At 43.5% G+C, this 24,748-nt stretch carries 17 protein-coding genes; 2 read left to right on the forward strand and 15 right to left on the reverse strand.

Features of this window, described 5'->3' with window-relative positions:
• Positions 1-14: 14 nt before the first annotated feature.
• The 3 genes from ispF to DXA54_RS13120 are packed head-to-tail and all read right to left on the reverse strand — an operon-like array spanning position 15 to position 1,801.
• On the reverse strand, positions 15-497 hold the full coding sequence (ispF, locus tag DXA54_RS13110; RefSeq protein WP_004297210.1) for a 2-C-methyl-D-erythritol 2,4-cyclodiphosphate synthase: 483 nt from the start codon (positions 495-497) through the stop codon (positions 15-17).
• A gap of 39 nt (positions 498-536) precedes the next feature.
• Positions 537-1,151, reverse strand: coding sequence for a fumarylacetoacetate hydrolase family protein (locus tag DXA54_RS13115; RefSeq protein ID WP_120079671.1), 615 nt, complete (start codon positions 1,149-1,151; stop codon positions 537-539).
• Complete coding sequence (locus tag DXA54_RS13120; RefSeq protein WP_008650453.1) at positions 1,151-1,801, reverse strand: redox-sensing transcriptional repressor Rex; 651 nt, start codon at positions 1,799-1,801, stop codon at positions 1,151-1,153. Before DXA54_RS13120 ends, DXA54_RS13115 begins: the two co-directional genes overlap by 1 nt.
• 165 nt (positions 1,802-1,966) lie before the next feature.
• Here DXA54_RS13120 and DXA54_RS13125 point away from each other — a divergent pair, with 165 nt between their 5' ends.
• Positions 1,967-2,317, forward strand: a complete 351-nt coding sequence (locus tag DXA54_RS13125) for a translation initiation factor (RefSeq protein ID WP_004305562.1) — start codon at positions 1,967-1,969, stop codon at positions 2,315-2,317.
• Between the two features lie 17 nt (positions 2,318-2,334).
• Entirely contained in the window at positions 2,335-2,820 is a 486-nt protein-coding gene (locus DXA54_RS13130) for a TlpA family protein disulfide reductase (protein WP_120079673.1), read from the forward strand.
• 113 nt (positions 2,821-2,933) lie between these two features.
• On the opposite strand, the gene tsf is transcribed toward DXA54_RS13130, so the two are convergent.
• From tsf to DXA54_RS13195, 12 genes are all read right to left on the reverse strand, one after another.
• Positions 2,934-3,926 carry a translation elongation factor Ts gene (gene tsf / locus DXA54_RS13135; RefSeq protein WP_004305564.1) on the reverse strand — a complete coding sequence of 331 codons (993 nt, stop codon included), beginning with the start codon at positions 3,924-3,926 and terminating at the stop codon, positions 2,934-2,936.
• Positions 3,927-4,047: 121 nt separating this feature from the next.
• Positions 4,048-4,884 (reverse strand): 30S ribosomal protein S2, encoded by an 837-nt coding sequence (gene rpsB / locus DXA54_RS13140; protein ID WP_004305566.1) that lies wholly within the window; start codon positions 4,882-4,884, stop codon positions 4,048-4,050.
• Positions 4,885-5,005: 121 nt separating this feature from the next.
• Positions 5,006-5,392 carry a 30S ribosomal protein S9 gene (gene rpsI / locus DXA54_RS13145; RefSeq protein WP_004297203.1) on the reverse strand — a complete coding sequence of 129 codons (387 nt, stop codon included), beginning with the start codon at positions 5,390-5,392 and terminating at the stop codon, positions 5,006-5,008.
• Between the two features lie 6 nt (positions 5,393-5,398).
• A complete protein-coding gene (rplM, locus tag DXA54_RS13150) occupies positions 5,399-5,860 on the reverse strand; it encodes a 50S ribosomal protein L13 (protein ID WP_004297202.1) in 462 nt (153 codons plus the stop codon).
• Positions 5,861-6,063: 203 nt separating this feature from the next.
• On the reverse strand, positions 6,064-7,758 hold the full coding sequence (locus DXA54_RS13155; RefSeq protein WP_120079674.1) for a RagB/SusD family nutrient uptake outer membrane protein: 1,695 nt from the start codon (positions 7,756-7,758) through the stop codon (positions 6,064-6,066).
• 21 nt (positions 7,759-7,779) lie between these two features.
• A complete protein-coding gene (locus DXA54_RS13160; RefSeq protein WP_120079676.1) occupies positions 7,780-10,995 on the reverse strand; it encodes a SusC/RagA family TonB-linked outer membrane protein in 3,216 nt (1,071 codons plus the stop codon).
• Positions 10,996-11,035: 40 nt separating this feature from the next.
• Complete coding sequence (locus tag DXA54_RS13165; protein ID WP_120079678.1) at positions 11,036-13,582, reverse strand: DUF4962 domain-containing protein; 2,547 nt, start codon at positions 13,580-13,582, stop codon at positions 11,036-11,038.
• A gap of 130 nt (positions 13,583-13,712) precedes the next feature.
• Entirely contained in the window at positions 13,713-15,266 is a 1,554-nt protein-coding gene (locus DXA54_RS13170) for a hypothetical protein (protein ID WP_120079680.1), read from the reverse strand.
• 48 nt (positions 15,267-15,314) lie between these two features.
• Positions 15,315-16,325: a DUF6562 domain-containing protein gene (locus tag DXA54_RS13175; protein WP_074559875.1), complete on the reverse strand. Its 1,011-nt coding sequence runs from the start codon at positions 16,323-16,325 to the stop codon at positions 15,315-15,317.
• Positions 16,326-16,362: 37 nt separating this feature from the next.
• Complete coding sequence (locus DXA54_RS13180) at positions 16,363-17,100, reverse strand: DUF3575 domain-containing protein (RefSeq protein ID WP_120079682.1); 738 nt, start codon at positions 17,098-17,100, stop codon at positions 16,363-16,365.
• 26 nt (positions 17,101-17,126) lie between these two features.
• Positions 17,127-19,730 carry a DUF4962 domain-containing protein gene (locus tag DXA54_RS13185; protein ID WP_008650434.1) on the reverse strand — a complete coding sequence of 868 codons (2,604 nt, stop codon included), beginning with the start codon at positions 19,728-19,730 and terminating at the stop codon, positions 17,127-17,129.
• A 910-nt stretch (positions 19,731-20,640) separates the two neighbouring features.
• Positions 20,641-24,738 carry a hybrid sensor histidine kinase/response regulator transcription factor gene (locus tag DXA54_RS13195; RefSeq protein ID WP_120079684.1) on the reverse strand — a complete coding sequence of 1,366 codons (4,098 nt, stop codon included), beginning with the start codon at positions 24,736-24,738 and terminating at the stop codon, positions 20,641-20,643.
• Between the last annotated feature and the right edge of the window lie 10 nt (positions 24,739-24,748).

Here is a 24,748-nt window from a genome sequence, read left to right on the forward strand (position 1 = left end):
TTTGTTTTAGGGGGTTAAGAAATCTTCTCTATCAGCACAGTAGCATAAGCCGATATACCTTCTTCACGACCTGTAAAACCGAGTTTCTCGGTAGTAGTCGCCTTAATGGAAATATCATCCATATCAATCCCCATAACAGTTGCCATCGTCTCCTGCATCAAAGGAATGTGCGCTTTTAACTTCGGGCGTTCGGCACAAATAGTTGCATCGATATTGCCCACTTTATATCCTTTGGTAGCAATCAACTCCACTGTTTTTTTCAGCAGTATCTTGCTATCTATATTCTTAAATTCTCCTGCCGTATCGGGGAAATGATAGCCAATATCACGCATATTCGCCGCCCCCAACAGAGCATCGCAAACAGCATGCAATAATACATCAGCATCCGAATGCCCCAGCAATCCTTTTGTGTGTTCCAAAAGAATGCCACCCAGCCATAACTCACGACCTTCGACCAACTGATGTACGTCGAAACCAAAGCCTACTCTTATCTTCATATTTTATATAACAAATGAGTACTAATGAATAAAAAAAGATCAACGAATATAGAAATCCAGCAGTTTTTCTCCCTCCAGATAACCTTGCAAACGCTGTCCGATACTAACAGGACCTACACCCATAGGAGTCCCAGTAAAGAGCAAGTCACCAATTTTCAAAGTTACAAACTGGCTTACATAAGCGATTATATCATCTATCTTGAAAAGCATATCTGCCGTACAACCGCGCTGCACTTCCTTACCGTCGATCAACAAATGAAAGTCAAGATTCTGAATATCCTTATAGTGCTCCACCGGAACAAAAGTTCCAATAGCAGCCGACGAATCAAAACCTTTGCAAAGCTCCCAGGGATTACCCTGCTCACGGAACTTTCGCTGAAGGTCACGAGCCGTAAAGTCGATCCCTACAGTCACTGCATCATAATAACGGTTAGCAAAGCGGGGAGCTATATTTTTTCCCAATCGATTGATACGAACCACCAGCTCCGTTTCATAATGTATCTCTTTAGAAAAGTCGGGAATGAAAAACGGTTTGCCATCCTTCAGAATAGCAGAATCAGGCTTCATAAAAATCACCGGCTCCGTATTTACTTGTGTATGTCCCAGTTCTTTGTTATGCTGGGCGTAGTTCATTCCTACTGCAATAATCTTCATTATTTCTCGTTAAAATTCAATCGGTTAAACATAACAGCCAAATGAGCATATAGAGACGTATTCTGCACCACTATATTCTCGGGTACACGGATTCGGAAAGGAGTAAAGTTCCATACGGCTTTTATGCCTCCGTCTACCATCTTATCTGTAATTTCCTGAGCAATATTAATAGGTACGGTCAATACACCGATATTTACATCGTATTCTTTCATCTTTGCTTCAAAGTCATCGGAATGAAAAATAGGAATACCATTCAGGTCTTTTCCCACCAGTTCCGGATTCACATCAAAAGCAGCCACAATCTCCAGTCCGAAATGATGCAAACCAGAATCCCGAAGCAAAGCAGCCCCCAGGCTACCTACACCAAACAAGAAGGCTTTGTGCATATTGGTAAATCCAAGAAAACTCTCTAACACCTCAATCAGCGCATCAATATTGTATCCCACTCTCGTACGCCCCGAGATATTGACGTATGACAAATCCTTGGCGATTTGGGAAGCGTCAATATTTATTTCCTTAGAGATTTGTGTAGAAGAGACATACTGCTCCCCTTTTTCTTTCATTAGTTTTATATTGGACAGATACCAGGGAAGTCTGCGCAAGGTAGGCTCCGGCACTTTATCCGCCTCTTTTCGTATATAAGTGCTCATACTTCTTACAAAATTTGGTATTTTGCAAAAGTACATTATTTTTTGAGACTGACAACCCTATAACAGAAAACCTTAATAGAGATTAAACAAAACGATGAAAAGAGACTCAAATTTTGCTCTTTTCGATAAGTTTAATACTTTTGAAAAGGATTAAAAATGACAAGTATGAAAAATAATGATTGGAAAGATAGATTGAACGTTGTGTACTCCACGAATCCTGACTTCGGTTATGAAATGGATAACGATGAAGAACAGGTTACCCTCGACAAAGACAAGCAAAACCTGCGAGTTTCCATTGACAAAAAGAACCGGGGTGGTAAAGTGGTAACATTAATTACCGGATTTGTGGGTACGGATAATGATTTGAAAGAGCTAGGCAAGTTACTGAAAAGCAAATGTGGAGTAGGCGGTTCAGCTAAAGACGGAGAGATAATGGTACAAGGAGATTTCAAGACCAAGATCATAGATCTACTCATCAAAGAAGGATATACTAAAACCAAAGGTATAGGAGGTTAAATTAAATAATACAAGAAATGAGAAAAGTAATATTATTCTGTGCGGCAACACTATTCTCACTGTTGTCATTCGCACAAGAAAGTGATGCGGATATTGCTTTCACCCTTCATTCAACAGCAAACGGCACCGTAAACTCTGCAGATCTAAAAGGGAAAGTTGTATTAATCAATATTTTCGCTACCTGGTGCGGCCCTTGCCAAAGTGAACTGGCTGAAGTTCAGAAAACACTTTGGCCTAAATATAAAAACAACAAGGATTTCTGCATGTTAGTGATCGGTCGCGAACATACAGACGACCAATTAGCGGAATACAATAAAAGGAAAGGGTTTACATTTCCCCTCTACCCGGATCCCAAACGGGAAGTTACAGGCAAATTTGCCACCAAAATGATTCCCAGAAGTTATTTAATAGACAAAGAAGGAAAAGTAATATCAGCTACTACCGGCTATGAAGATGGAGCCATAGATACGCTGATGAAGCAAATAGATAAAGCATTGAAGTAGTCCCTATCTGCCTTAAAGAAAAAAGAGTCCGGTGCAATACCGAACTCTTTTCCCAAATTTTATATATAATAAATCTGACTTTGTAAGTAGTACTTAACAAGATTTGAATCAGATTATTCAGCTTTCAAAGTGAAACGCTTGAAGTCAACAATCTTCAGTTCAGGATCAGCAGCAGCCAACACTTCTCTTACAGTCTTCTTAGCATCCATGATATCTTCCTGGTTCAGCAGGCAAACTTCTTTCAAGAACTTAGCCAGACGACCCTTAGCGATGTTCTGAATCATTTGTTCAGGCAAATGTGCAGCCTTTTCAGCAGAAACAGTAGCAATGATTTCTTTTGCTTTCGCTACATCTTCAGCTGTAATCCAACCTTTAGCCATATTGCTTTCCATGTGATCTTCGCTGTCTACATGAGCCGGGTTGATGTTAGCCTTCTTCAGAGCAGCTTCTACAGCCTTCTGTACCTGTTCAGCCTTTGTCTTTTCGATAGCTACTTCGATTTCTTTTTGCTTCACTTCTTCAGAAACACCATCCTCATCAATAGCGATCGGATTCATGGCAGCAATCTGCATAGCTACTTGCTTAGCCAACTGCTCGTCAACGTTCTTGTTAAAAGCAACAATCGTACAAAGACCATTTCTGTTCATGTGGTTGTAAACAGCAGTGCTTGCGCCTTCTACAGTCATGTAACCATCAAGTTCCATTTTCTCACCTGTAATACCGCTACGGTCAGTCACTGCATCCTGTACAGTACCGTTACCCATCGGCAATGCTTTTACTTCGTCCAATGTCTTGCATTTGTTAGCCACAGCAAGATCAAGAATATCCTGAGTCAGTTTCACAAAGTCAGCATTCTGAGCTACGAAGTCAGTTTCGCACTTCAAAGCAATGACGACGGCATAGTCACCAGTAGTCTTAGCCAAAACGCAACCTTCAGAAGCCTCACGTTCAGAACGCTTAGCAGCAACAGCTTGTCCTTTCTTACGGATAATCTCCATTGCCTTGTCGTAATCGCCATCAGCCTCTGTTAATGCATTCTTGCAATCCATCATACCAGCTCCGGTCATTTTGCGCAGCTTGGTAATATCAGCCATAGTTACAGCCATAATAATTTCCTTTATTTAAATGAATAATAATTTTCGAAACAAAAAATGTGCCAATCTGCCAATCAAGATGCAAGTGTATAACAATACCCTTGCACATTAGCAAATTGGCACATTTTATATATTAAGCCTCTTCGTCTTCCTTGATGAAAGCAGCAGCTTTAGCTGCGTTGATAGCTTCTTCGTCAGACTTGTCGAGTCTAGCTTTTACTGATTTCTTCTTGCCTTTGTTAGCAGGAGCTTCACCAGCTGCTTCCATGTCGATCTTTTCAGCTTTTCTTTCTTCCAAACCTTCGATCATTGCAGCGCAACAAGCATCCAGGATAACTTCTATTGATTTAGTAGCGTCATCATTAGCAGGAATTACGAAATCCACGTTTGAAGGATCAGAGTTAGTATCAACGATACCAAATACAGGGATACCCAAACGGTTAGCTTCGCGAACTGCGATATTTTCTTTCATTACGTCGATTACGAACAATGCAGACGGCAGACGAGTCAGATCAGCGATAGATCCCAAAGTCTTGTCCAATTTTGCACGTTGACGAGAAATCTGAAGAACTTCTCTCTTAGAGAGGTTAGAATATGTACCATCGTTAGTCAATTTATCGATAGTAGCCATTTTCTTCACAGCCTTACGGATAGTCGGGAAGTTAGTCAACATACCACCCGGCCAACGCTCGATTACATAAGGCATATTAACAGATTGAGCTTTCTCAGCTACAACTTGTTTAGCTTGTTTTTTAGTAGCAACAAAAAGAACTTTCTTGCCAGATTTGGCAATCTGTTTCAAAGCTTCAGCAGCTTCGTCTACTTTTGCAACTGTTTTGTGGAGGTCAATGATATGAATACCATTGCGTTCCATGAAAATATAAGGAGCCATTGCAGGGTTCCACTTTCTCTTAAGGTGTCCGAAGTGGCAACCAGCCTCCAATAATGTATCAAAATTTGTTCTTGACATCTTGTTTTTTCTTTAAATCGTTTACTTTCTTTTTTGTTTTTTCTAAACCAACCGCTGGGTAGTCTATGAACAGAGTCCCAGTAGTTTAGATACTAAACATATTCCTCTATCAGGCAGCACATTAACGCTTGCTGAACTGGAATCTTCTACGAGCTTTCGGCTGTCCCGGTTTCTTACGTTCAACAGAACGAGGGTCACGAGTCATGAAGCCTTCTGCACGAAGAGCGGCTTTATCTTCAGCGTTCATCTTAACCAGTGCACGAGCGATTGCCAAACGCAATGCCTGAGACTGACCAGTGAAACCACCACCACACAAGTTCACCTTGATGTCATACTTCTCAGCAGCACCCAGCTTGTTCAATGGTTGTTTTACAACATACTGAAGAATAGTTGATGGAAAGTACTCTGCAAGGTCTCTCTTGTTAATAGTAATCTTTCCTGTACCTTCGCTTACGAATATGCGTGCAATAGCACGTTTACGTCTGCCTAATGCATTTACTACTTCCATTATATCTTATTTATATGAATTAATATCAATCATTTTCGGGTTCTGAGCAGCCTGTTTGTGTTCGCTACCAGCGTAAACATACAAGTTATTCAGCAATTTAGCTCCCAGGATATTCTTAGGAAGCATGCCCTTCACTACTTTTTTCAGTAATCTCTCTTCACCGTTCGGTTTTGTAATCAAACGGGCAGGAGTCATTTCTCTCTGACCACCAGGATAACCAGTATATGACAAATAAACTCTGTCATTCCATTTGTTACCAGTCAGTTTTACTTTGTCTGCATTGATGATGATAACGTTATCACCGCAGTCTACGTGAGGAGTAAAGTTTGGTTTGTACTTTCCTCTCAGCAATTTTGCAACTTTTGCTCCCAGACGACCTAAAGTCTGGTCTGTAGCGTCAACGATAACCCATTCTTTGGTTACAGTCGCTTTGTTTGCAGAAATGGTCTTGTAACTTAAAGTATCCACTCTAATTTTGTTTTTTAAATGTTACTACTAAAAATTTTCTTCACCACTCATTAGTCTTCCCCGGACAAAGGAATACTAACTTGCTATGAATTAATCTCTTATCATTTTGTGATAATAATCGGCTTGCAAAAGTACGGCTTTTCTTTGAATTGGCAAACTATTTTTGTATATTTTTCCAGTCGCCTATTCTATTGAGAGTCTTCTTAATACCCATTATTATTCATTCCATTGAGTTTCGGATTACTTTGTATCTCTTTCAGAGGGATAGGGAAAAGTTCATGTTTACCCTCCGTAAAATTCTGGTAAGCCGGATATGGTTTGTTCTCTTTCTGATTGACGGAACTGATCTCACCAAACAGTTTCAGAGCCTTGCCTAGTACTCCCCAACGTATCAGATCATATTTGCGTTGTCCTTCAAAAGCCAGTTCAAAGCCACGTTCCCAGTAAAGAACTGTACGAAACTTTCCTTCCGGTGTAGAATCATCGATGAAAGTCAGGTTATGTGTCTTTTTCCGTACGCTCATCATTTCATCATAATTCGCTTCTGTAATAGAAGTTGCATCAGCACGTGTACGTACGCTATTCAGCAAATCCCATGCTTTCTGTCTGTCCGTTCCCGTTTCATTATACGCTTCGGCAGCCATTAATACCACATCAGCATAACGCAAAGGGCAATAGTTCACATCCGCATAATTGATATTCTTGTTCCACGATTCTTTCGGCATCCATTCCCGACGCCATTTTCCCACATACCAGCTTCCTGCGCTTCTTTCTTCTTTTACATGCTCTTTTTTAGTACCATTCCAGGTATAACGATAGGTGCAAATAGCAACATCACGGCGTTTATCGCTCGCTTCGAAGAAGTTACGCCATTCGGGAACGACTATAAAGAAACCATTGGCACGTCCCATATACTGACTTGATTCAGATGCAGAAACTCCGGTAGGTTCCGCCACCTGCGGACCGTTATAAATCCCCCATGCTCCACCATTACGACGTCCTTGTGAATGATAGAAAGCAATCTCCCAAAGACTCTCCTTATTATTCAGTACCCCCTGCGAGTAGCTTTTAAAGAGTGCCTCATAACCACCGTCATAAAAATCATGGTACCCTTTCTTTTCAAAAGCCTCCCACTCTTCTATCACTGCATCGAAATATTCCATTCGCTTACTGTCCTCCGGACGTTTCAACTGTCCATTCGACTGAAGGCTATATCCTGCACACTGCAAATAGACACGCATCAGCAATGCACGGGCAGCTCCTTGCGTCACTCGTTCGGGACTGGAAGAAGCAGTTGCCCAATCCAGATTGTTCTTAGCGAAAGTAAGGTCAGATATAATCTCGTCATAAATCACTTCCCTGTCCACACGTTCACCAAAAGCAGATTCGTAGGATGAAGAATAAGATGTTTTGAAAGGCACATCTCCCCAATATCTCACCAAATCAAATGCGAGGAAAGCACGCAGAAAGCGAGCTTCTGCTTCCAATGCTTTCAGACGGGTATTTTCTGCGTATCCTGTCATGCCACAGATTCCGTCAATGGTGAGGTTAGCCCGGTCGATTCCCTCATATTTCAGTTTCCAGATACTTTCAATCCATGTGTTCGTGGAGTTTAGCTGATAATGTGCAATATCGTGAACCTGATTGTCAGACTGCGTACGAGCCGTATAATAGGTATCGTCCGATGCGGGAGAAGCCATTTCGTACCAACCGTAATGATTAAAGTCCGACAATGAACTATATATTCCCATCACTGCCATTTCCGCTTTATCTTCCGAATCGAAATAGCGGTCCCGGTCATATTTTGAGTTAGGTTCTTCCGTTAGCAAATCCTCGCAAGAGGAAAATCCTGTTGCCAACAAGGCGAATACGGCATATAATAGATGTATCTTTTTCATGATTACTATGTATTTGAAGAATTAAAATGCTACGTTGAGACCAAAAATAAAAGAACGGCTAAGCGGATACGCTCCGAAGTCAACACCCGGTGTCAAACCGCTTTTCATCGTAGAGACTTCCGGATCGAAACCTGAATACTTGGTCCAAGTCAACAGATTATTACCAGTGGCATACAAACGCAAGTTTTTCAATCCCACCCTTGCAATCAGATTTTTAGGGAATGTATATCCCAAAGTCACATTACTTAGTTTCAAATAGGAAGCATCCTCCACTGCCCATGAATGAATATAATTATCTCCTTGTTGAGCATCATGATAAGCGGCTACGGTTTTACCAGCATTCAGAGCAGCCAGTTCTCCGGGATCTGTCACTTTCTGTCCATCCGAATTGATGGTCATCCAGCGATTGGAACTACTCATCACATCCAATGCATTGTAGTTCTGACTACCTACCTTGCTAGCGACCATCTTAGTTGCATTCAGAACTTCATTGCCATAGCTGAAAGTCAGGAATATACTTAAATCAAATCCTTTGTAAGTAAAAGAATTGTTCAAGCCTCCGTAGAATTTCGGTTGAGCGTTACCAATGACCGTTTTATCATTTTCATCAATCACATTATCATCTCCGGTCAAGTTCTTAAACTTCCACATGCCCGGACGAATCTGGCCTTTATCACCATGATAAGGTATACCATCTTTCAGGGTATAGGTCTGCGTAGAAGCATCATAATTGAAATCATCTACCTGATACAGCCCCTCGGTGATGTAACCATAGAACTGTCCTAATGGTTCTCCGACAGCAATACGATGGGTATTTTGATTAAAGCCGAACTTGGCTTCATAGAGTTGCACCGCCTCACCGGTCAATGCTTTCACGGAATTTTTATTGTGAGACAGCGTCAGTGTAGTATTCCAACTAAACTTCTTTGTAGAGAAATTCACAGTATTCACAGTCAGTTCCACACCTACATTCTTCGTTTCTCCGGCATTAATCAACATACTCTGATAACCGGAAGAATAAGGCAACTGGGCGTTAAGCAGCAAGTTACTACTCCTATTTATATAGAATTCAGGCGAAACAGTGATGCGTTGATTCAGAAATCCTAAATCGACCCCCATATTAAAAGTCTTGTTCGCTTCCCATTTCAGGTCGGGATTCGGTATCTGCTTGGAAGCATAACCGGGAGTAAGCTGATCTCCCATAGCTGTGATGATGGAAGACATCAAAGCAAGGCTGTTATAGCTACCGATTCTGTTGTTCCCCGCCAAACCGTATCCGATACGGAATTTCAAGTCGGAAAAAACATTCAGTTTCTTTATAAAATCCTCTTCACCTACACGCCATGCTGCCGATACAGCAGGAAAGTATCCCCATTTATTATTCTTTCCGAATTTAGAAGAGCCATCCGCACGGAACGTCGCAGAAAACAAATACTTATCCGTAAAGTCATAATTGAGACGAGCAAAGAAAGAGAGCAGATTATCATCATAGTTTTCATCGGACGAAGCAACGGACGGAGTACCCAGACTCATATCTCCCAAAATGAACTCATCGGTAGGCAACCCACTGACACCGGATTCGAGCACACGAGTCCAGCGTTTTACAAATTCCTGTCCCAATTGTACCACTACTTTATGTTTTTTCTGAAAACGTTTGTCATAAGTCAGGACGTTAGAGGTCTGAAAACTTCCGGTCTCTGTATTTCTGATAGAGCCGTAAATACCGTTGCGTCTTCCCATTATAGATTGGTCGCCATAGAAAAGCTCCCGGCGATAAAGTTGATAGCGCATACCCGTATTGTTGCGGAAGGTCAATCCTTTGATGATTTTGAAAGTCAGTCCGCCATTGGCTTGCAAAGTGCGTGTTTCCTTATTATCCTTTTCTTCAGCGGCGGCAATCAATGGATTCTGCATCACGTTTCCATCCGCATCGCTTAATACAGGATCTTCTCCTGCCAACAAATCCGAATCACTACCACGTATACCAATAGTAGGACGGTATTGCAAAATCTGAACCATTTTATTAAACTTTGCATCTACATTGCTTCCGCCCTCATTCGTACCATTTCCGGCAACACCAGCTCCATACACTTTCAGATAATCGAAGTTGATACGTCCTGTAACGGAGAGCCGCTTATTCACTTCGCTTTTCACGCTAAGCGCAATATTATGTTTGTCGCTGCCGCTATATACCATCGCACCTTCATCCTTGAAGTAACCATAAGACATATTGTAGTTCAACTTATCATTACCACCGTTGACGCCTACCCGGTAATTTTGCGTAACGGTAGTGCGTCCCATCGTACGATCCAGCCAATCGATACCTTTACGATTGCCATAGTTCTCATGAAGATCGACAAAACCACCATAACGATTCTGCCATGACCGCATACTTTCCTCGGGATCAGTAGCATCTCCTAATGTTCTTTCATAATCCGCCAACACAAATTCCTCTACACTTAATACATCCAACCGCTTGGCAAGCGTACGCACACCTACATAAGAATCGAAAGTAAGTGTTGCTTTTCCTTCTCCTTTCGCACCGCTTTTGGTGGTGATTACCACTACGCCATTCGCTCCCCGGGCGCCGTAGATGGCTGTTGCCGAAGCATCTTTCAACACGTCGATACTTTCAATATCGGCAGGATCAAGGCTGGACATGCCATCTTCCGTCGGAAATCCGTCGATAATATAAAGCGGTTCGTTGCTTTGCGTAATTGATATACCGCCACGAACACGCACTGACATCGTAGCACCGGGCTGACCGTCTGTTTGTATAATCTGCACACCCGCCATACGTCCCGCTAAAGCTTGGGTTACATCAGACGAAGGAACTTTGAGCAAATCGCCGCTTCTCACAGAAGCTACAGAACCGGTCAGGTCTTTACGCTTTACTGTTGCATAACCGATAGCTACCACCTCATCCAACAATACCGACGCAGCTTTCATGGTCACATCAATCTGTTTCCTTCCTTTCACGGCTACTTCCATATTTTCCAATCCGATAAAAGAGAAGACCAAGACATCTTTCTGCGGATCACTAACGGTAATGGTGTATTTACCATTGATATCGGTAATGGTACCCGTGTTTTGTTTTCCTTTCACGGTTACATTTCCTCCAATCACTTCCAAGCCTTCGTTGTCCACCACCTTACCGGTAACGGTCAAACTCTGGGCATAAATGCCGGATACACCGACAAGAAGCAACAAAATGCAAATAATTCTACTTTTCATCATATTCTGTTTGTTATTTATATTCACTATGTTTCATTGTTTATCATTGATTTACTACCCGAGTAGATATAGGACTCCGGTCGGTCATTTCAACCACCTGATAAACCCCGTCTATCTCATCGTAAAGCAACGAGGAACCCGTATATTGTCGAGAGTAAAAATTGCCATTCAACGCAGGATTGTCTGTTCCATAACTAAATACTGCTTGTTCGGTGCGATGATTCACTGTCAGTTCCGGTGCCTTGGAAGCATCCAAAACCGCTTTGATCGTCCAGTCGCCTACGTTAAAGGTATCACCATCACGGTTAATAATAGAAACAGCCTCATCTCCTACCTGAATTATAGCCAAGAAACGGGTGGCAGAACAACCGTCAACCCGTGCAGTCAAATGCCACTGGTTGGGATACTCCGCTCCGGTGATGGCGGGCGGCACTACAAAACGGTCCGTTTGGGACAGCGTAAAAACATGTCCTCCAAAAAGTTGTGTCACAGCCACCCATCCTTTGGCCTTATTATCTGTAGACAACGTTTTCTTTACCGCATCGATCTTAAATTCCGTAGGACTATGCAACAGCCACTCCCAGCGGACAGCCTCCGATGCCTCCAGCTCATCATACACAATCACCGTATGAGGATGAAGCATCAACACATGTCGGCGGTATTTAGTCAACGGGGTGGCACCGAATCCATTTTCCGGTGTCTGCTCAATACCTGCCTGCTTGAAGTAGCCAACCCACATCGGGTCATTGCTGATACCTCTGTAAGCATGTGAAGCATCTCCCAAACAGTAACTGATATGCTGCCCGCCCATAGCACGCATCACACTGCCGTAACCTTCGGTAGAATAAGGTTGTCCGATACCGTTTACCAACAGTGAATTATGTGCCCGCGTATGGCGATAGGACATCAGATTATGAGCATCGCTGAAATTCTGATAATAACCCGTGCTGCGATACACATCGACACCCTTATACAACAGGTTAAAAGCATTCTGACTGGCAGTAGTGTGACTGCCGGACCCGAATGTACTGGAACGGAACGAGAGTGCAAGATCCCTTTCTGTATCTTCCGGGGCACTGTGCATGGCTACTTCACCAGCGTCTTTATACCAAACCATTTTATCAGCCCCGGCAGGAAAAGTTGTATTGTAATCCTGATCGGTACACATCCGGTAAAGACGCAATTCATAATCCCGACGCAACAGGTCCCGACATTCTCCGGCATACCATCCGGCATAGGAATTACCCGTTTCACACGCCAGATAGTCAGCAAAAGCGGCAATCAGCCGGTTGGGTTCGCTCCCCTTTTCACTACTGTCACCAAAGCCGTTACTTTTCGATCCCGGCGGGCAAGTATAAACCAACGAACGTCCAACATTCTGATACCACGGATGCGATAGAAAATCGTACTGACTGATGAATGAAAGAAGAGACGGCATATACGCCAAAGTCAATATATTGGCACTGAAATAACCGGTGCCATTGTGCCATATACCATCACGATTGAAACCGGAGGCAGGAGCTCGGGCTGTCCACAATTCATAATAATACTCCATCATGGGCAGCACTTCGGAAGAATAGGTCGGTTTATCATAAAGCGACAAAGCCACTTGAAAGAGGACGCGCATATTCTGCTGCCAAAAATGATTATCAAAGAGATGGTTTTCCTGAAAACCGCAATTTACCTTGTAATAGTAACGTGCCACACGCATCATCAGTTCTTCGGCAGCAGTACGATCGGAAGCAGACAAGTTATTATAAAGCAGATCGTAGGCTGCAACAAGACACCATGTGATGTTGCTGGCAGTAAAGTTGGATGCAAAAAGTTGTCCATCGGCAGGGGGAGCGACAATCAGAGCTTCGAGAAGCTGACGCAACTTTTCGGCATAAATTTCTTTTTGGGTCAGGTGATAAGCCTGATAAAGATAAGTGGCATGTTGCCGGAGTTCTTCTGCACGACTATACAAATCAGTCATTCCAGTGTATTCGGCGTTCAATGCCAGAGAAGCACGACTTTGTAGTTCTTTATATTCAGGGTGTGAAGTGACACGGTTACGAGCCCCCTCAATACGGTCGTCTAAAAAACAGTAAATACGAGGATGCAGACGGGGAGCATTTGCTAAGAATGTCTGAAAAGAAGGTGTTACAAATTCCGGTGTATCATTCTTCACTTCGAAACGATAGATAGCACTCCATTCACCGGGCATCGTCCCATTAAGATTAGTGGAACGAAAGCGCCAATACCATGTGCCAACTTCCAAGCGGCGATGAAGATTATACATACACCATTCCTGCGGTTCGGAAAGTAGCGTTTCGGAACTGTTGAAATCTTCAGTACGTGAAAGGGAAAATTGCAGTCTTTCGCCCGTCTTCATGGCTTGAGGAACAATAAGAGGAGCAGGATTCAGATACAATTCATTATCTCCTTTGGGATAAGGTTGCGTCCGTATCTTATCCTGATAGGCATCGGGAATTCCGGCAGGCGTCTCTGGCTGCGTACTGTCCGGTTCGGGCAGCGAGTCAGATGTACAGCTACAGAACAACTGTACTATGAACAAAAGAAAAACCGATAGGCGAAATGTGGTGTGCATATTATTTTCTTTTCTAGGTATAAGATTAGAGGGCTATTTTCAAAAGTTTCAATGTAAGAAGAAGGTAAAGCGGGACGGGGGAATCCCACTTTCCTTGAATTTCTATTGAGTAAGGTCGAATATTCAGTGACTATTTAAAGATTGTAATCATGGGGCGGCAAAGAGCTTGTTGGTTAGCAGCTGTTTTAACAGCAATACCCGCTTCTTGTGCATTAGTTACGGCACCACTGGGCACATTAATACGTACACCAGAAACATTACCTTGGTTATTGATAGTACTAGAAGCATAGTTTACCGTAGCAATCGGTTCTCTATCAAACATTTTACCATTGACAAACTCAAACTCCGACATGTTTCTGAAGTCCTCACTACCACTAGCAGGTACCTCTTTCATAGTAAACAATGTACCCATAAACGCACTCAATTGCGACAATGTAGGAATATACCATGCACTCAAATTCTCACTATCAGGAGCATGTTCTCCCACCCATTTCTCATAAGTTGTTTTAAACGCAACATCTCCAAGACCTGTTAATAAAACGTCCGTAGTCTGTGTTCCATTTGTCATACCTGCAGCTGTTTCAGCCAAAGTAGTCAATAATTCCGTATTAAGAGTTTGACGAGCAGTCGCTACATTCTCAATCGCTACCGCATATCCGGCAATTGTCTTGCCCTGAAGTGCTACAGGATAATTAGCCGGCACATCACTACCGATAGCCTCCATTTTGAAAACAATACCGACAGCATCCGCTGCATCACGTACCACTTTACCTTCAGCATTGATATAGCTACCAACTTTCATTTCCAATGCTTCATAATCCGGATCCACTCCTACTTCAATGTCAAAGTTTCCATCTCCGATTTCAAATTTAGCCATAATCTGCATATTAGCATCCAAAGGTAATGTATTTGCCGGTATTTTAATCTCTTTACTATATCCGCCACTCAATGCCATGGTTATTTCTTCTGTAAATTTACCTACATTTGAAGGAGCAAAAAAGAAATTAGCGAACCAATTGCCATCCGCAGAAGCAAAACTTGCATTTGTAAAAGTCACAGGAGCCGTAGCAGAACATTTACCCTCTAAAATATCATATCCGCTCAAAGCGTTATATTTTATTTCCAGTTTATTAGCTGCCGCAGCTACTTCCGGATTCTTCGGTTTTACGCTCACATTAGCGAACGGGCGTTTCAATGTCACACTGGCATTACCAATCGTTTCCAATTTTCCGCAAAAAGCGTCGCTGGCTGCCATCAACGCTTCATTTGTCAGATCGAATGATGCAGTATTATATCCTACTGCTCTCAAATCAGCAGTGTCATATACTTTATTAGCAGCACCACTTTCCGGTACGTATTCAGCCCAAAACAATGCTTTCGACACTTCTTTTTGTTCATCTACGGAAATGGTGAAAGATACCTTACCATCCGTAATCGGTTTAGTTACCTGATCGCCTATCTTATCGCCATCAGCATTCAGTAATTGCATGATACATTGCATCGTATAACCGGTAGGGATGGTAACACCCGCACGGCTAAAGACGTCATTTACAGGAGCCTGTACAGAGATAGTAACAGGAGCATTGATTTCTGTTCCGTTGTCCGAAACGATTTCTTCTTGTCCACAGGATGCGAAAAGCACTACGAACAAAGCCATTAGCGAATAAAATAAGTTCTTTTTCATGATCTTAATTGTTTTATGGTTAAGCTATTTTTAATTGATTTGTCTATTTTATAATTCTCCAAGATCTACCTCCAGATCACCTTCATAATCGGGGTCGATCCCTATTCCTCCATTGATATCGGAAGTCAGGAAGTTACCGCGTACCGTTGTGTTTTTACCCCGTTCACAAGGAATACGGAAAGCAGTACGTGCCAGCACTTCATTCTTCTCATTCAAGATTTCCAGTTCTACAGGAATAGAAACGGTTTCTCCGGCATCGGTTAATACATAGTCGAATCCCAGTTTCAGCTCTTTCGTACCATCGGCAGGGCGTTCAAAGGCCACTTTATATTCCATGTACATGAGCGAGTTCTTAGGTACATCGTCCCACAAATTGTAGCCGGTAGGCAAATAATCACTGTACTTCACACGAGCGGTAAAACTTTCACCTTTCAGTCCGCCTGTGGACAGTTTATTGAGGAACGTTGCCACATCTTTAGCCACCAGTTCATAGCGTGCTACGGGGCGATACAGTTCAACGTCAAGACTTGTTTCAGCTCCCCAATGATTGCGGAAAGAAGTCAGGTCTGCCATAGCAGAAGCAGCAAAAACATCTTTATAACGGCTATTCCCTATATACTTTCCGGCAGGAAGGATAAAAGCTAGATTCTTGGCATCGTAAACAAGTCCCTGTTCAGGTGTCTCCGCATTCACATAATCGGCCCACACCAGGATGCGGTAATTACGGGCGTGCAGCTTCATACTAACAGACAGACTGGCACGGTTAAAATCCTCTTCGTATACCGTTTGCCGTGCCGCCACCTGTCTATCCAGATAGGCTTCTACGATGAAACGACGCAGATAGTTGGTTTCCGACGCACGGGTGATAGTCACCGGTGCTCTTTCTGCCAAACTTAGATTCATTGCAAGATTAAGGTTGAGTGTTACAGCTGTCGGGTCCACTCCCAGTTCTCCTTCGGGAGTCATTTCCGGTTCTTCGTGCAGGCTGCATCCATTCACCAGCAGGGTGATGAACAACAGGAAAGTGCACTGTGCCAGTATATATAAATTTCTTCTCATATTGTTATCTTATTTATATGTATGTTCCTATCTTAGGTTAGAAGCGGTAGACCAACGATGCTCCCACACGGGTTATCCCCCAGTAATGACGGACACGCGTATCCAGCAGTGCGCCGTTGTCTACATTATAATAGGTGTTATACTTCATGTTGGCATATCCCACTCCCAGATTAAATTCCGCTCCCCAGTGTTTGGAAAGGGGGAGTTTGTAACCGTAGCTTATTCCGGCTCCCAACAGCGGACGATCAGTATCTTGATAACGGTCATCGTTCCACTTTACGTTAAACCATGCCACGTGGGCGTGTAGTCCGACAAAGTGTCCCCGTCCTGTCTCATTTCCTATCCACCAGCGGGCTTCAGGTTGCAATGCTACCGTACGCACGCCGTGCTTATCTCCCAAGTCCCACAAACTGCAAGTCAATGGCAACTCTACTGTGATCTTTTTATGTACCTGCATTTCCACGGCAAGGTTCAGCAAAGCACAAGCATCATATATTACATTCGTTTTCAGTGCCAGATAGCGTTGACCATCAAAGGCAGCCGCTTTCTTTCCTGTATTCTCTTTGCCGGATTGGCGTTTATCCTCCTCCTTTTTTGAAGAAGTCGCAACTGCTGTTTCCTGCTTTTTTCCGCCGGACTTGTAAACCGTAGTTTCCTCCGGAGCTGCCGAAGTCTGTACACGGGGTTTACCGGGAGTCTGTGCCGACAAGACGGTTATGCCCGATAATGCAGCCAACAGACATATAGTTCTCATATTAAAAGTAGAGTGTCTCATATATTCGTATCTTTCATGTTCATTGATTAGATTTCCAGTTCGGGCACTGTATCCCTCATTACCGTTTCGTACCCATCCTCATTGATGACAGTAGCTTCACCTTTATAAGTGATATTCACCTTCTCTTGAGTGCTGCGGATAAAGAATGAAGGAGCACCGTCGGATTTCAGGTTTACACTAATCAGCCATCCGCCTACTTTGATACGTCCGTCGGACAAGATTTCGGGATCTTTGGCAGGATATTTCAGTGCATGTGTATTGATGACAGTGGCAAAACGATATACTTGTGCCTTTTCCGATGTAGCGGTGAAATGCCAGTGATTAGGATACTTCTTGAACACCCCTTTGTCATCAGCACGTAGCCAGTTGACTGCCGGATAGAAAAAACGGCTCGTCGTATCAGTCTGCAATGTTCCGGTGGAGAAAAGATAAGCGTCTGATGCTCCTCCGCGGTTCGTGGCTTGAATATGCACGAAGCGATGATTCGATTTATCCACTGTCATGGGATTTTCTGTGGTATGCAGCAAATAACTCCAGTTTACAGGTTCGTCTGCCACTAGTTCGTCATAGATAAAGATGAGTCCTGTCTTTCCCAAATTGACAATGTGACGGCGGAAAGTTTTCACATGATTCTCATCCCAGCCATTTTCGGGCGTATAATGCACCTCCGACTGTTCGCCGCGTGTCAGCCAAAGCGGTGAAATCACTTTTCCGTAAGCATTGGAAGCATCACCCAGCACATACCCGATCTTCTCGCTGGCATAATAACGGGGAATCCATCCATATCCTTCCGTACCGATACGTTGTCCCATACCGTTCACCAGAATCGTATTGTGAGCACGTGTGGCACGATGGCACAACATACTATGTACGTCGGTAAACTCAATGTGGTGTCCGCTACTGTAAAATAATGGTTTTCCACCATAGAACGTATTGAAAGCATTCTGATTGGCAAGTGCATGAGAGGTAGAACCATAAGGGCTTGACCGGAAACTCCACATCGCATTTCCACCTACTCTATCCCAGTTCGTCTGGAAAGAGGCAAGTCCTGTTGCGGGGAAGACGTATCCTGCAGGGAGTGCAGTCAATCCTTCACCTTCCGGCAGAGGTTTATCACATTGCAGGCGGAACCAGGCAAGATCACCGGGCTTATTCAATAAGGCTTTCTTCATATAATCCGGTTCCACTTTCAATGTGCGGCGGACGAAATCAGCGGCATAAGTGTTTCCGGTAAGGCGTGCCAGCGCATCCAAATATCCTATACGGATACTGTTTGGACGTCCCACATTCTGATGAGAACTTCCGTTTCCTCCGGATTTGGAGAAAGGAGGTTGCTGGAAGATGGTATACATGATATTTCCCTGATACCAAGGATCGGAAAAGAAGTCGTAACCGGTCAGTTTGCTATAATAGTAAGGTACTTCTACTAATGTACGGGTATTGACCGTAAAGTAAGAATCGCCATTGTGCCAGCCACCGTCTTTGTTCAATCCGGGGAAACGTGCCAACCAGACGTTATAGCAGTAATCCACCCATGTGTTGGCTTCGGGCAGATCGCCATATACACTGAATGCCGCCATTGTAAGGATGCGAAGTGTCATCTGCCACACATGATTGTCGGCGATGTGATTTTCCATCCGGTTATTAAAGTTCTCATACATTTCACCACCTTTATTTTTGATGGCTTCCAGCAATGCTTTCTTTTGTGATGTATTCAACCGGTCGTAGAAAGAATCATAAGCCATAGAGCAGAGAGACAATAAGCTAGAAGCATTAAAATCTCCTTTCACATTCTTATCTTTATCCCAGTCGGCCATGATAAATACCCGTTTGATGGCTTCGTCAGCATATTTAGTATCCTGCGTCAGCAACCAGGCCCGTATCAATGCTTCGGTGTTGCCCTCTTCCGCATCGATGATGCGACGGCTTTCACGAGTGAGGTATGAATTTATCTGCATCTCGTTCTTCAGATTCTTCACCTGCGAGACATTAATATCTTTCACTGATTTCATTGGAGTCTGAAGTACCTGATCTGCACGCTCAAGATACCATTGTCTTTCTGCCTTTTGTTTGCTGTGATTTATAAAGTCCTTCCATTCGTTCTTCATGATCCACACACGCGGATGGTCGGCTGGTAGTTTTGCCAACACTGTTTTCAATGAAGGAGGACAGAATTTGCCCGGACGATCTTCTACGGTGACTTGCTGTGTGCTTCCCCAAGTCACTTGTCCGTCTTCTACATAACCGAACTGCCAGTACCATACACCCGGCGCAAGCGGTTGTTCCGGATTATAGAACGGCCAGCGAGTTTCCACTTGAACAACTCCCGACTTCAATCCGGCATCCTGCGAATAACGTAACCGATAGGTAATCTTTGTTTTATCTACCTTCTTTACTTTGTGTTCGAATCCATCCAACGGACTGTCCTGCGAGTTCATGTCCGAACGGAGCGGCCATTGGAAAGAAACCGCGCGGTCATTAACCACCGCTTTATCAAGAGGATAAGGAGTGGCACGCATTTCGTGCATCAATGTCTTCTCCGTCAGCTTAATAACTGCTTGTTTTTGCGCATGTGTCATCTGTGCAGTCACAGACAAGATTACGAATGAAATCAATAATACTTTTTTCATGATATCAAATGATTGGTTTTTCTGTAGGCAAATGTAGATAAACCGTCCGAAACGGAACTTTCAATTCATTTCTTCCTTCTCTGATACTGTCTAACAGGACTTTATTTTCGTTCATTTCAACTTAAAATTCGTCCAAAACAAGCGTTACAGGAAGCTACAAAGAGGGTAAAAGGGTAAAATAGCCCCCAAAACGGAATGACTGGAATTGATAGAAAGATGAAGGTTATTAGTTCTTGTTTAGGTTTTCACCACAGAGGACGCGGAAGACACAGAGGTGAATTTGGTTTATGACTTACAGTGGTGACCCTAATTTTGATGCGTAATCCTCCTACCATAAAGTTGAAAAAATATAAAAACATCTGCCACCTGCAACCAAACGCGTGTAACACACTAATTGACAAATAGTTGGAGCGTTGCAGATACCTGCGACAGATAGGTTGCAGATAAAGTATCTGCAACACAGTATAAACCTTGCATAAGCCAATTCTCCAGGAGGGCAAAAGTTTATTGTATGCATTAACTTCCCGTTTCCAGGCGGGGAACTGTCGTTTCCGGCATTAGAAATTACAGTTTCCACGGCAGGAAACGAGAGTTTCTAAGGCGGGACACTACAGTTTCTACGTAAGGATACTGTCGTTTCCCCGTAGAGACACCACAAATTATCCATAGAGTCACCCCAATTATCCCATAGCTTTGCATAAAGGAATCAAGGCTTTTTCTTTGATTATATAACGCGTTGCAGATACTTTATCTGCAACCTATCTGCCACAGTATCTGCCACGTTCCAACTATTTATCAATTAGTGCATTACACGCGTTTGGTTGCAGGTGGCAGATGTTTTTATGTTTTTCAACTTTATAGTAGACAAAAAAATCTCATTCATTTCTGCACCTGCATGAACAAGCAACAACTACTTAGTATGCTGCTTCACATACTCCGATGGCAGACAACCGACATACTTCTTGAAACTGGTAGAGAAATAAGAAGAAGATCCGAACCCTACCATTCCGCTAATCTCCGAAATGGAGTAGCGCCCTTCAAGCAACAATTTACACGCCTTATTAAAACGGATGCGCCGGATAAAGTTGGCAGGCGGTTCACCGGATATGGAATTCATCTTGAGATACAGTGATGAACGGCTCATACAAAGCTGGCTTGCCAACTCATCAGAGGTGAAGTCTTCATTACTGATATTTTCTTCTACTACCTGAATAGCTTTGCTCATGAATTCCTCATCCAGATTATTCGAAGTCATTTTAGCAGTATCTATATCAATCGTATTCGAATAATAGTGTTTCAACCGCTGGCGTGCTTTCAGTTGATTAGCAATTTTTCCTTTCAATAAATGAATCGAGAACGGTTTGGCAATGTAATCATCCGCTCCAGCCTGAATACCCTCCGTCTGTGCATCGACACTTCCTTTGGCAGACAACAGCAGGACGGGAATGTGACAGGTTTGCAGATTTCGTTTAATAAGCTGGCAAAGTTTGATACCGTCAATACCCGGCATCATCACGTCGGAAAGGACAATATCCACACGATGCTCTTTCATAATAGCCAATGCTTCTTCGCCGTTTCCGGTGGTAAGTGTCACATAGTTCTGCCGGAAATTATCTTTCAGGTAATCCACCATTTCTTTATTGTCATCTACCAACAAGATAGTAGGCCGTTCTTCCTCACTGCCGGCTTCTATCTGATCACCGTCCGATAGTTCTTCTGCAACTATAGCCGACGCATCACCAGAGAAATATTCATCAGCCACCGGAAGCTCCCGGAGAGAAGTAGATGTTTCGACTTCATGTGCCGGCAATTCACGCTCTTTCTCTGTGAAGGCAGCCATATCAGCAGGTAGCGTGACTTTAAATTCGGTATATTGAGCAGGTTCGCTTGCTACCATAATAGTGCCGTGATGCTTTTCTACAAGCATCTTCACCAATGACAGCCCGATACCCGTCCCCTTTCGCTGACCGTCTACCTGATAGAAACGTTCGAAAATGTGGGTTAGCTGTTCCGGAGACATACCGATTCCGCTATCTCTTACCGTGAAGCCATAGGTATCTCCCTCTGTCCATAAGGAAAGCGAAATACTTCCGCCGTCCGGTGTAAACTTAAAGGCGTTAGACAACAGGTTCATCAAGATAGTCTCTACATACGTCCGGTCCGCCGGAAACAATCGTCCTTCCAGATCGGATTTTATATGAAAGCTGATAGCACGCTTCTGCGCATTTTCTTTAAACAGGGCAAAAGCATCTTGCAACAGTCCTTCTACATTCACCTGCGCAACATGAATGGGCATTGCACCTGCTTCGGCTTTACGGAAATCCAGCAACTGGTTGACAATGTGCAACAACTTACGACCGTTCTTATAAACGTAATCCAGTTTCTGCTGTACCGGAGTTCCTTTCAGATTGCTCTGCCCCAAGAGTTCCTCCAACGGAGCCAGTATCAGACTCAACGGAGTACGCAACTCATGAGACATATTCATGTAAAAACGTACTTTCTCCTGACTGATTTCTTCTATCTTGTTTCGTTCTATCTGTTCGATCCGGACTTGCATCTTCATTTTGGCACGGGCAATAAAGAAATAAATCACAAAGACGAGAAGCCCTACAGAAAAGAAGATGAAAAGTGTCTTTGCCCACCAGGTCTGATACCACATCGGAATGATATGCACAAAAAATTCAGTGGTCGCCTCACTCCACTTTCCATTGTTGTTACATGCCTTCACCTTGAATACATACTCACCGGGCGGGAGATTGGAATAACTTGCCCGTGCAAAGGAAACATGGCGGGAGTAGTTCCACTCGGTTTCAAAGCCTTCCAATTTGTAAACGAACTGGTTCCGTTTGCCAGCCAAATAGTTGATAACGGCAAACCGGATATTAAAAAGTTTCTGATCGGAAGGGAACGACATACCCAGCATCCGCCCTTGCTCGTCCTGATAATAACGTACCCGTTCACTTTTCATATCCGTAATCACCTGATTTAAGACAACGGCTCCTGTCACTACCGCATCCGGGGAATATGGATTATCACCCAATTCGTATGGCTTGAAATAGGCAACGCCCCCAAGAGACCCCAGAAAGAATGTACCATCGTGCGCTTTGCAAGCTCCGAAATAGTTAAACTGATCGTGAGGCAATCCGTCCTGCTTCGTATAGTTGAGGAAAGTACCCTCCTCCGTATTGAAGCAAGCCAGTCCCTTGTTAGTTGTCAACCATAAACGCCCCCGTTCATCTTCCAGTATATTATAAATAAAGTCGTTTGGCAAACCGTCTTTCATCGTATAGTGTTTCCAGGCAGTCGGTGCTCCTTCCTTATAGCAATATAATCCTGTGGAAGAACCGATCCAGATTTCATGACGGCTATCCTCCTGTACACAGAAAGCCTGTATCAACCCATGCAGATAAGCCGAAGAAGAAAGATGCAGTTCTTCCAGTTTCCCGCCGGCATACAAAAACAGGCTCTCTTCCGTACCAATCCATATTCTTCCTTTCGAATCGCGAAACAAGGTATATATCAATACATTCTCCAACTTTTTATGCTTTTTAGCCAACGGATGCTGTGAAAGTTCGCCGGTCTGTTTGTCGAAAAGGTAAAGCCCGCTCATGCCGCCTACCCAAAGCGTTCCATCCGTTCCGTCCAATAAGGAGTAACAACTGTTAGTCAGGGAAGTAGAATGGGGAAAGGAATATGTTTCTATCCTGCCACTCCGGTGATGCAGACGACTCATTCCCCCTCCATGAGTGCCGATATAGACACTTCCATCCTTGTCCGTCCATATACATTTTATATTGTCCGACTTTAAAGCATTGGCGGAAGTACCCGTCCGGTAATACGAAAAGACTCCGGTTTTCCGGTTATAATAATTTAATCCGCCGTCGTTCGTACCGATCCAGAGATTGCCATTATCCGGGTCTTCGGCAATACAACTCACCGTGTTATCACTTAACGAATTCCTCCAAGCGGAATGTTGCAAGCGTCCGAATGCCGGAGCGAGAGGATGATAATAATTAAGCCCGCCGTAAAATGTACCGATCCACATTCCCCCTTGATTATCTTTCAAGATAGAACGGATGGAATTATGCCCCAAGGTAGTCGGATCTTCAGGAGAAAAACGGCAGATACGGAAAGTTCCCGTCTCCGGTTCAAGGATAAGCAAACCTTCCATGGTTCCTATCCAAACCCTTCCTTTATCATCTCCGGACAATGTCCTGACCGAGTTCGTAAGGAAATAAGCAGGAGTATTTTGCTTGTTATAATGATGTTTTATTTGAAAGTTGTTATCCACACAATACACCCCGTTTGTCAATGAAGCCAGCCAACAGTTGCCGGTTTTGTCGTCATAGAGCATATCGGAGATGGTTTCTCCTTTCAATTGGAGAAGAAGCCGGGTCACGTTTTCGTTGCGTACATAATAGAAATAGACACCTTCCGAAGTTCCCAACAGGAAACCGTCATTCATCCGGCAAACAGAATAGATCGTTTTTCCGGCAAGTTCCGGCTGCACTTTCATCCGCCCGGTCTTTTTATCAAAAATCACCAGACCGATATTGGTAGCAAGCAAAAGCCGGTCGCCTTCCTCCGGTTCTCCGATAGCCAATACTTGCATCGGCTGATTGTCCGGTGAAGAATAATTGGTGAAATTATTCCCTACTATATTATAACGGGATAAACCGACCTGTGTGCCTACCCATACCGTACCTTTCAAATCGGTATGAAGTGAATAGACATGATTGTTTGCCAGACTGGTCGTATCATCCGGCGCTTTATAATACGAAACGAAACGGGAACCTTCATACCAGTTCAGTCCGTCTATGGTGCCTACCCAAAGCTTATTATTATGATCTTGTGTCAGAGCGAGCACAGTATTTTGCGACAACCCGTCATCCACGGATAATCGCTTAAAATGAATGAAGCTGTCGGCGGCCGATACAGCCAAAGGAAAAAATAAAATGCAAACGGTTAATCCGAATAGGTATCTAAATAGCAAATGTCGGTCTTTCATGAGCTAATAT

The organism is Bacteroides sp. OF03-11BH, assembly GCF_003604005.1.
In the GTDB taxonomy this organism is placed as follows: domain Bacteria; phylum Bacteroidota; class Bacteroidia; order Bacteroidales; family Bacteroidaceae; genus Bacteroides; species Bacteroides ovatus.

Bases quoted from the DNA above. Each gene is read 5' to 3' on its own strand.
- DXA54_RS13125 (WP_004305562.1), top strand. From the start codon at position 1,967: ATGAAAAATAATGATTGGAAAGATAGATTGAACGTTGTGTACTCCACG.
- tsf (WP_004305564.1), bottom strand. From the start codon at position 3,926: ATGGCTGTAACTATGGCTGATATTACCAAGCTGCGCAAAATGACCGGA.
- rpsB (WP_004305566.1), bottom strand. From the start codon at position 4,884: ATGTCAAGAACAAATTTTGATACATTATTGGAGGCTGGTTGCCACTTC.
- DXA54_RS13175 (WP_074559875.1), bottom strand. From the start codon at position 16,325: ATGAGAAGAAATTTATATATACTGGCACAGTGCACTTTCCTGTTGTTC.
- DXA54_RS13155 (WP_120079674.1), bottom strand. From the start codon at position 7,758: ATGAAAAAGATACATCTATTATATGCCGTATTCGCCTTGTTGGCAACA.
- DXA54_RS13115 (WP_120079671.1), bottom strand. From the start codon at position 1,151: ATGAAGATTATTGCAGTAGGAATGAACTACGCCCAGCATAACAAAGAA.
- DXA54_RS13185 (WP_008650434.1), bottom strand. From the start codon at position 19,730: ATGAAAAAAGTATTATTGATTTCATTCGTAATCTTGTCTGTGACTGCA.
- DXA54_RS13130 (WP_120079673.1), top strand. From the start codon at position 2,335: ATGAGAAAAGTAATATTATTCTGTGCGGCAACACTATTCTCACTGTTG.
- DXA54_RS13195 (WP_120079684.1), bottom strand. From the start codon at position 24,738: ATGAAAGACCGACATTTGCTATTTAGATACCTATTCGGATTAACCGTT.
- rpsI (WP_004297203.1), bottom strand. From the start codon at position 5,392: ATGGAAGTAGTAAATGCATTAGGCAGACGTAAACGTGCTATTGCACGC.
- DXA54_RS13170 (WP_120079680.1), bottom strand. From the start codon at position 15,266: ATGAAAAAGAACTTATTTTATTCGCTAATGGCTTTGTTCGTAGTGCTT.
- DXA54_RS13180 (WP_120079682.1), bottom strand. From the start codon at position 17,100: ATGAGACACTCTACTTTTAATATGAGAACTATATGTCTGTTGGCTGCA.
- DXA54_RS13120 (WP_008650453.1), bottom strand. From the start codon at position 1,801: ATGAGCACTTATATACGAAAAGAGGCGGATAAAGTGCCGGAGCCTACC.
- DXA54_RS13165 (WP_120079678.1), bottom strand. From the start codon at position 13,582: ATGCACACCACATTTCGCCTATCGGTTTTTCTTTTGTTCATAGTACAG.
- ispF (WP_004297210.1), bottom strand. From the start codon at position 497: ATGAAGATAAGAGTAGGCTTTGGTTTCGACGTACATCAGTTGGTCGAA.
- DXA54_RS13160 (WP_120079676.1), bottom strand. From the start codon at position 10,995: ATGATGAAAAGTAGAATTATTTGCATTTTGTTGCTTCTTGTCGGTGTA.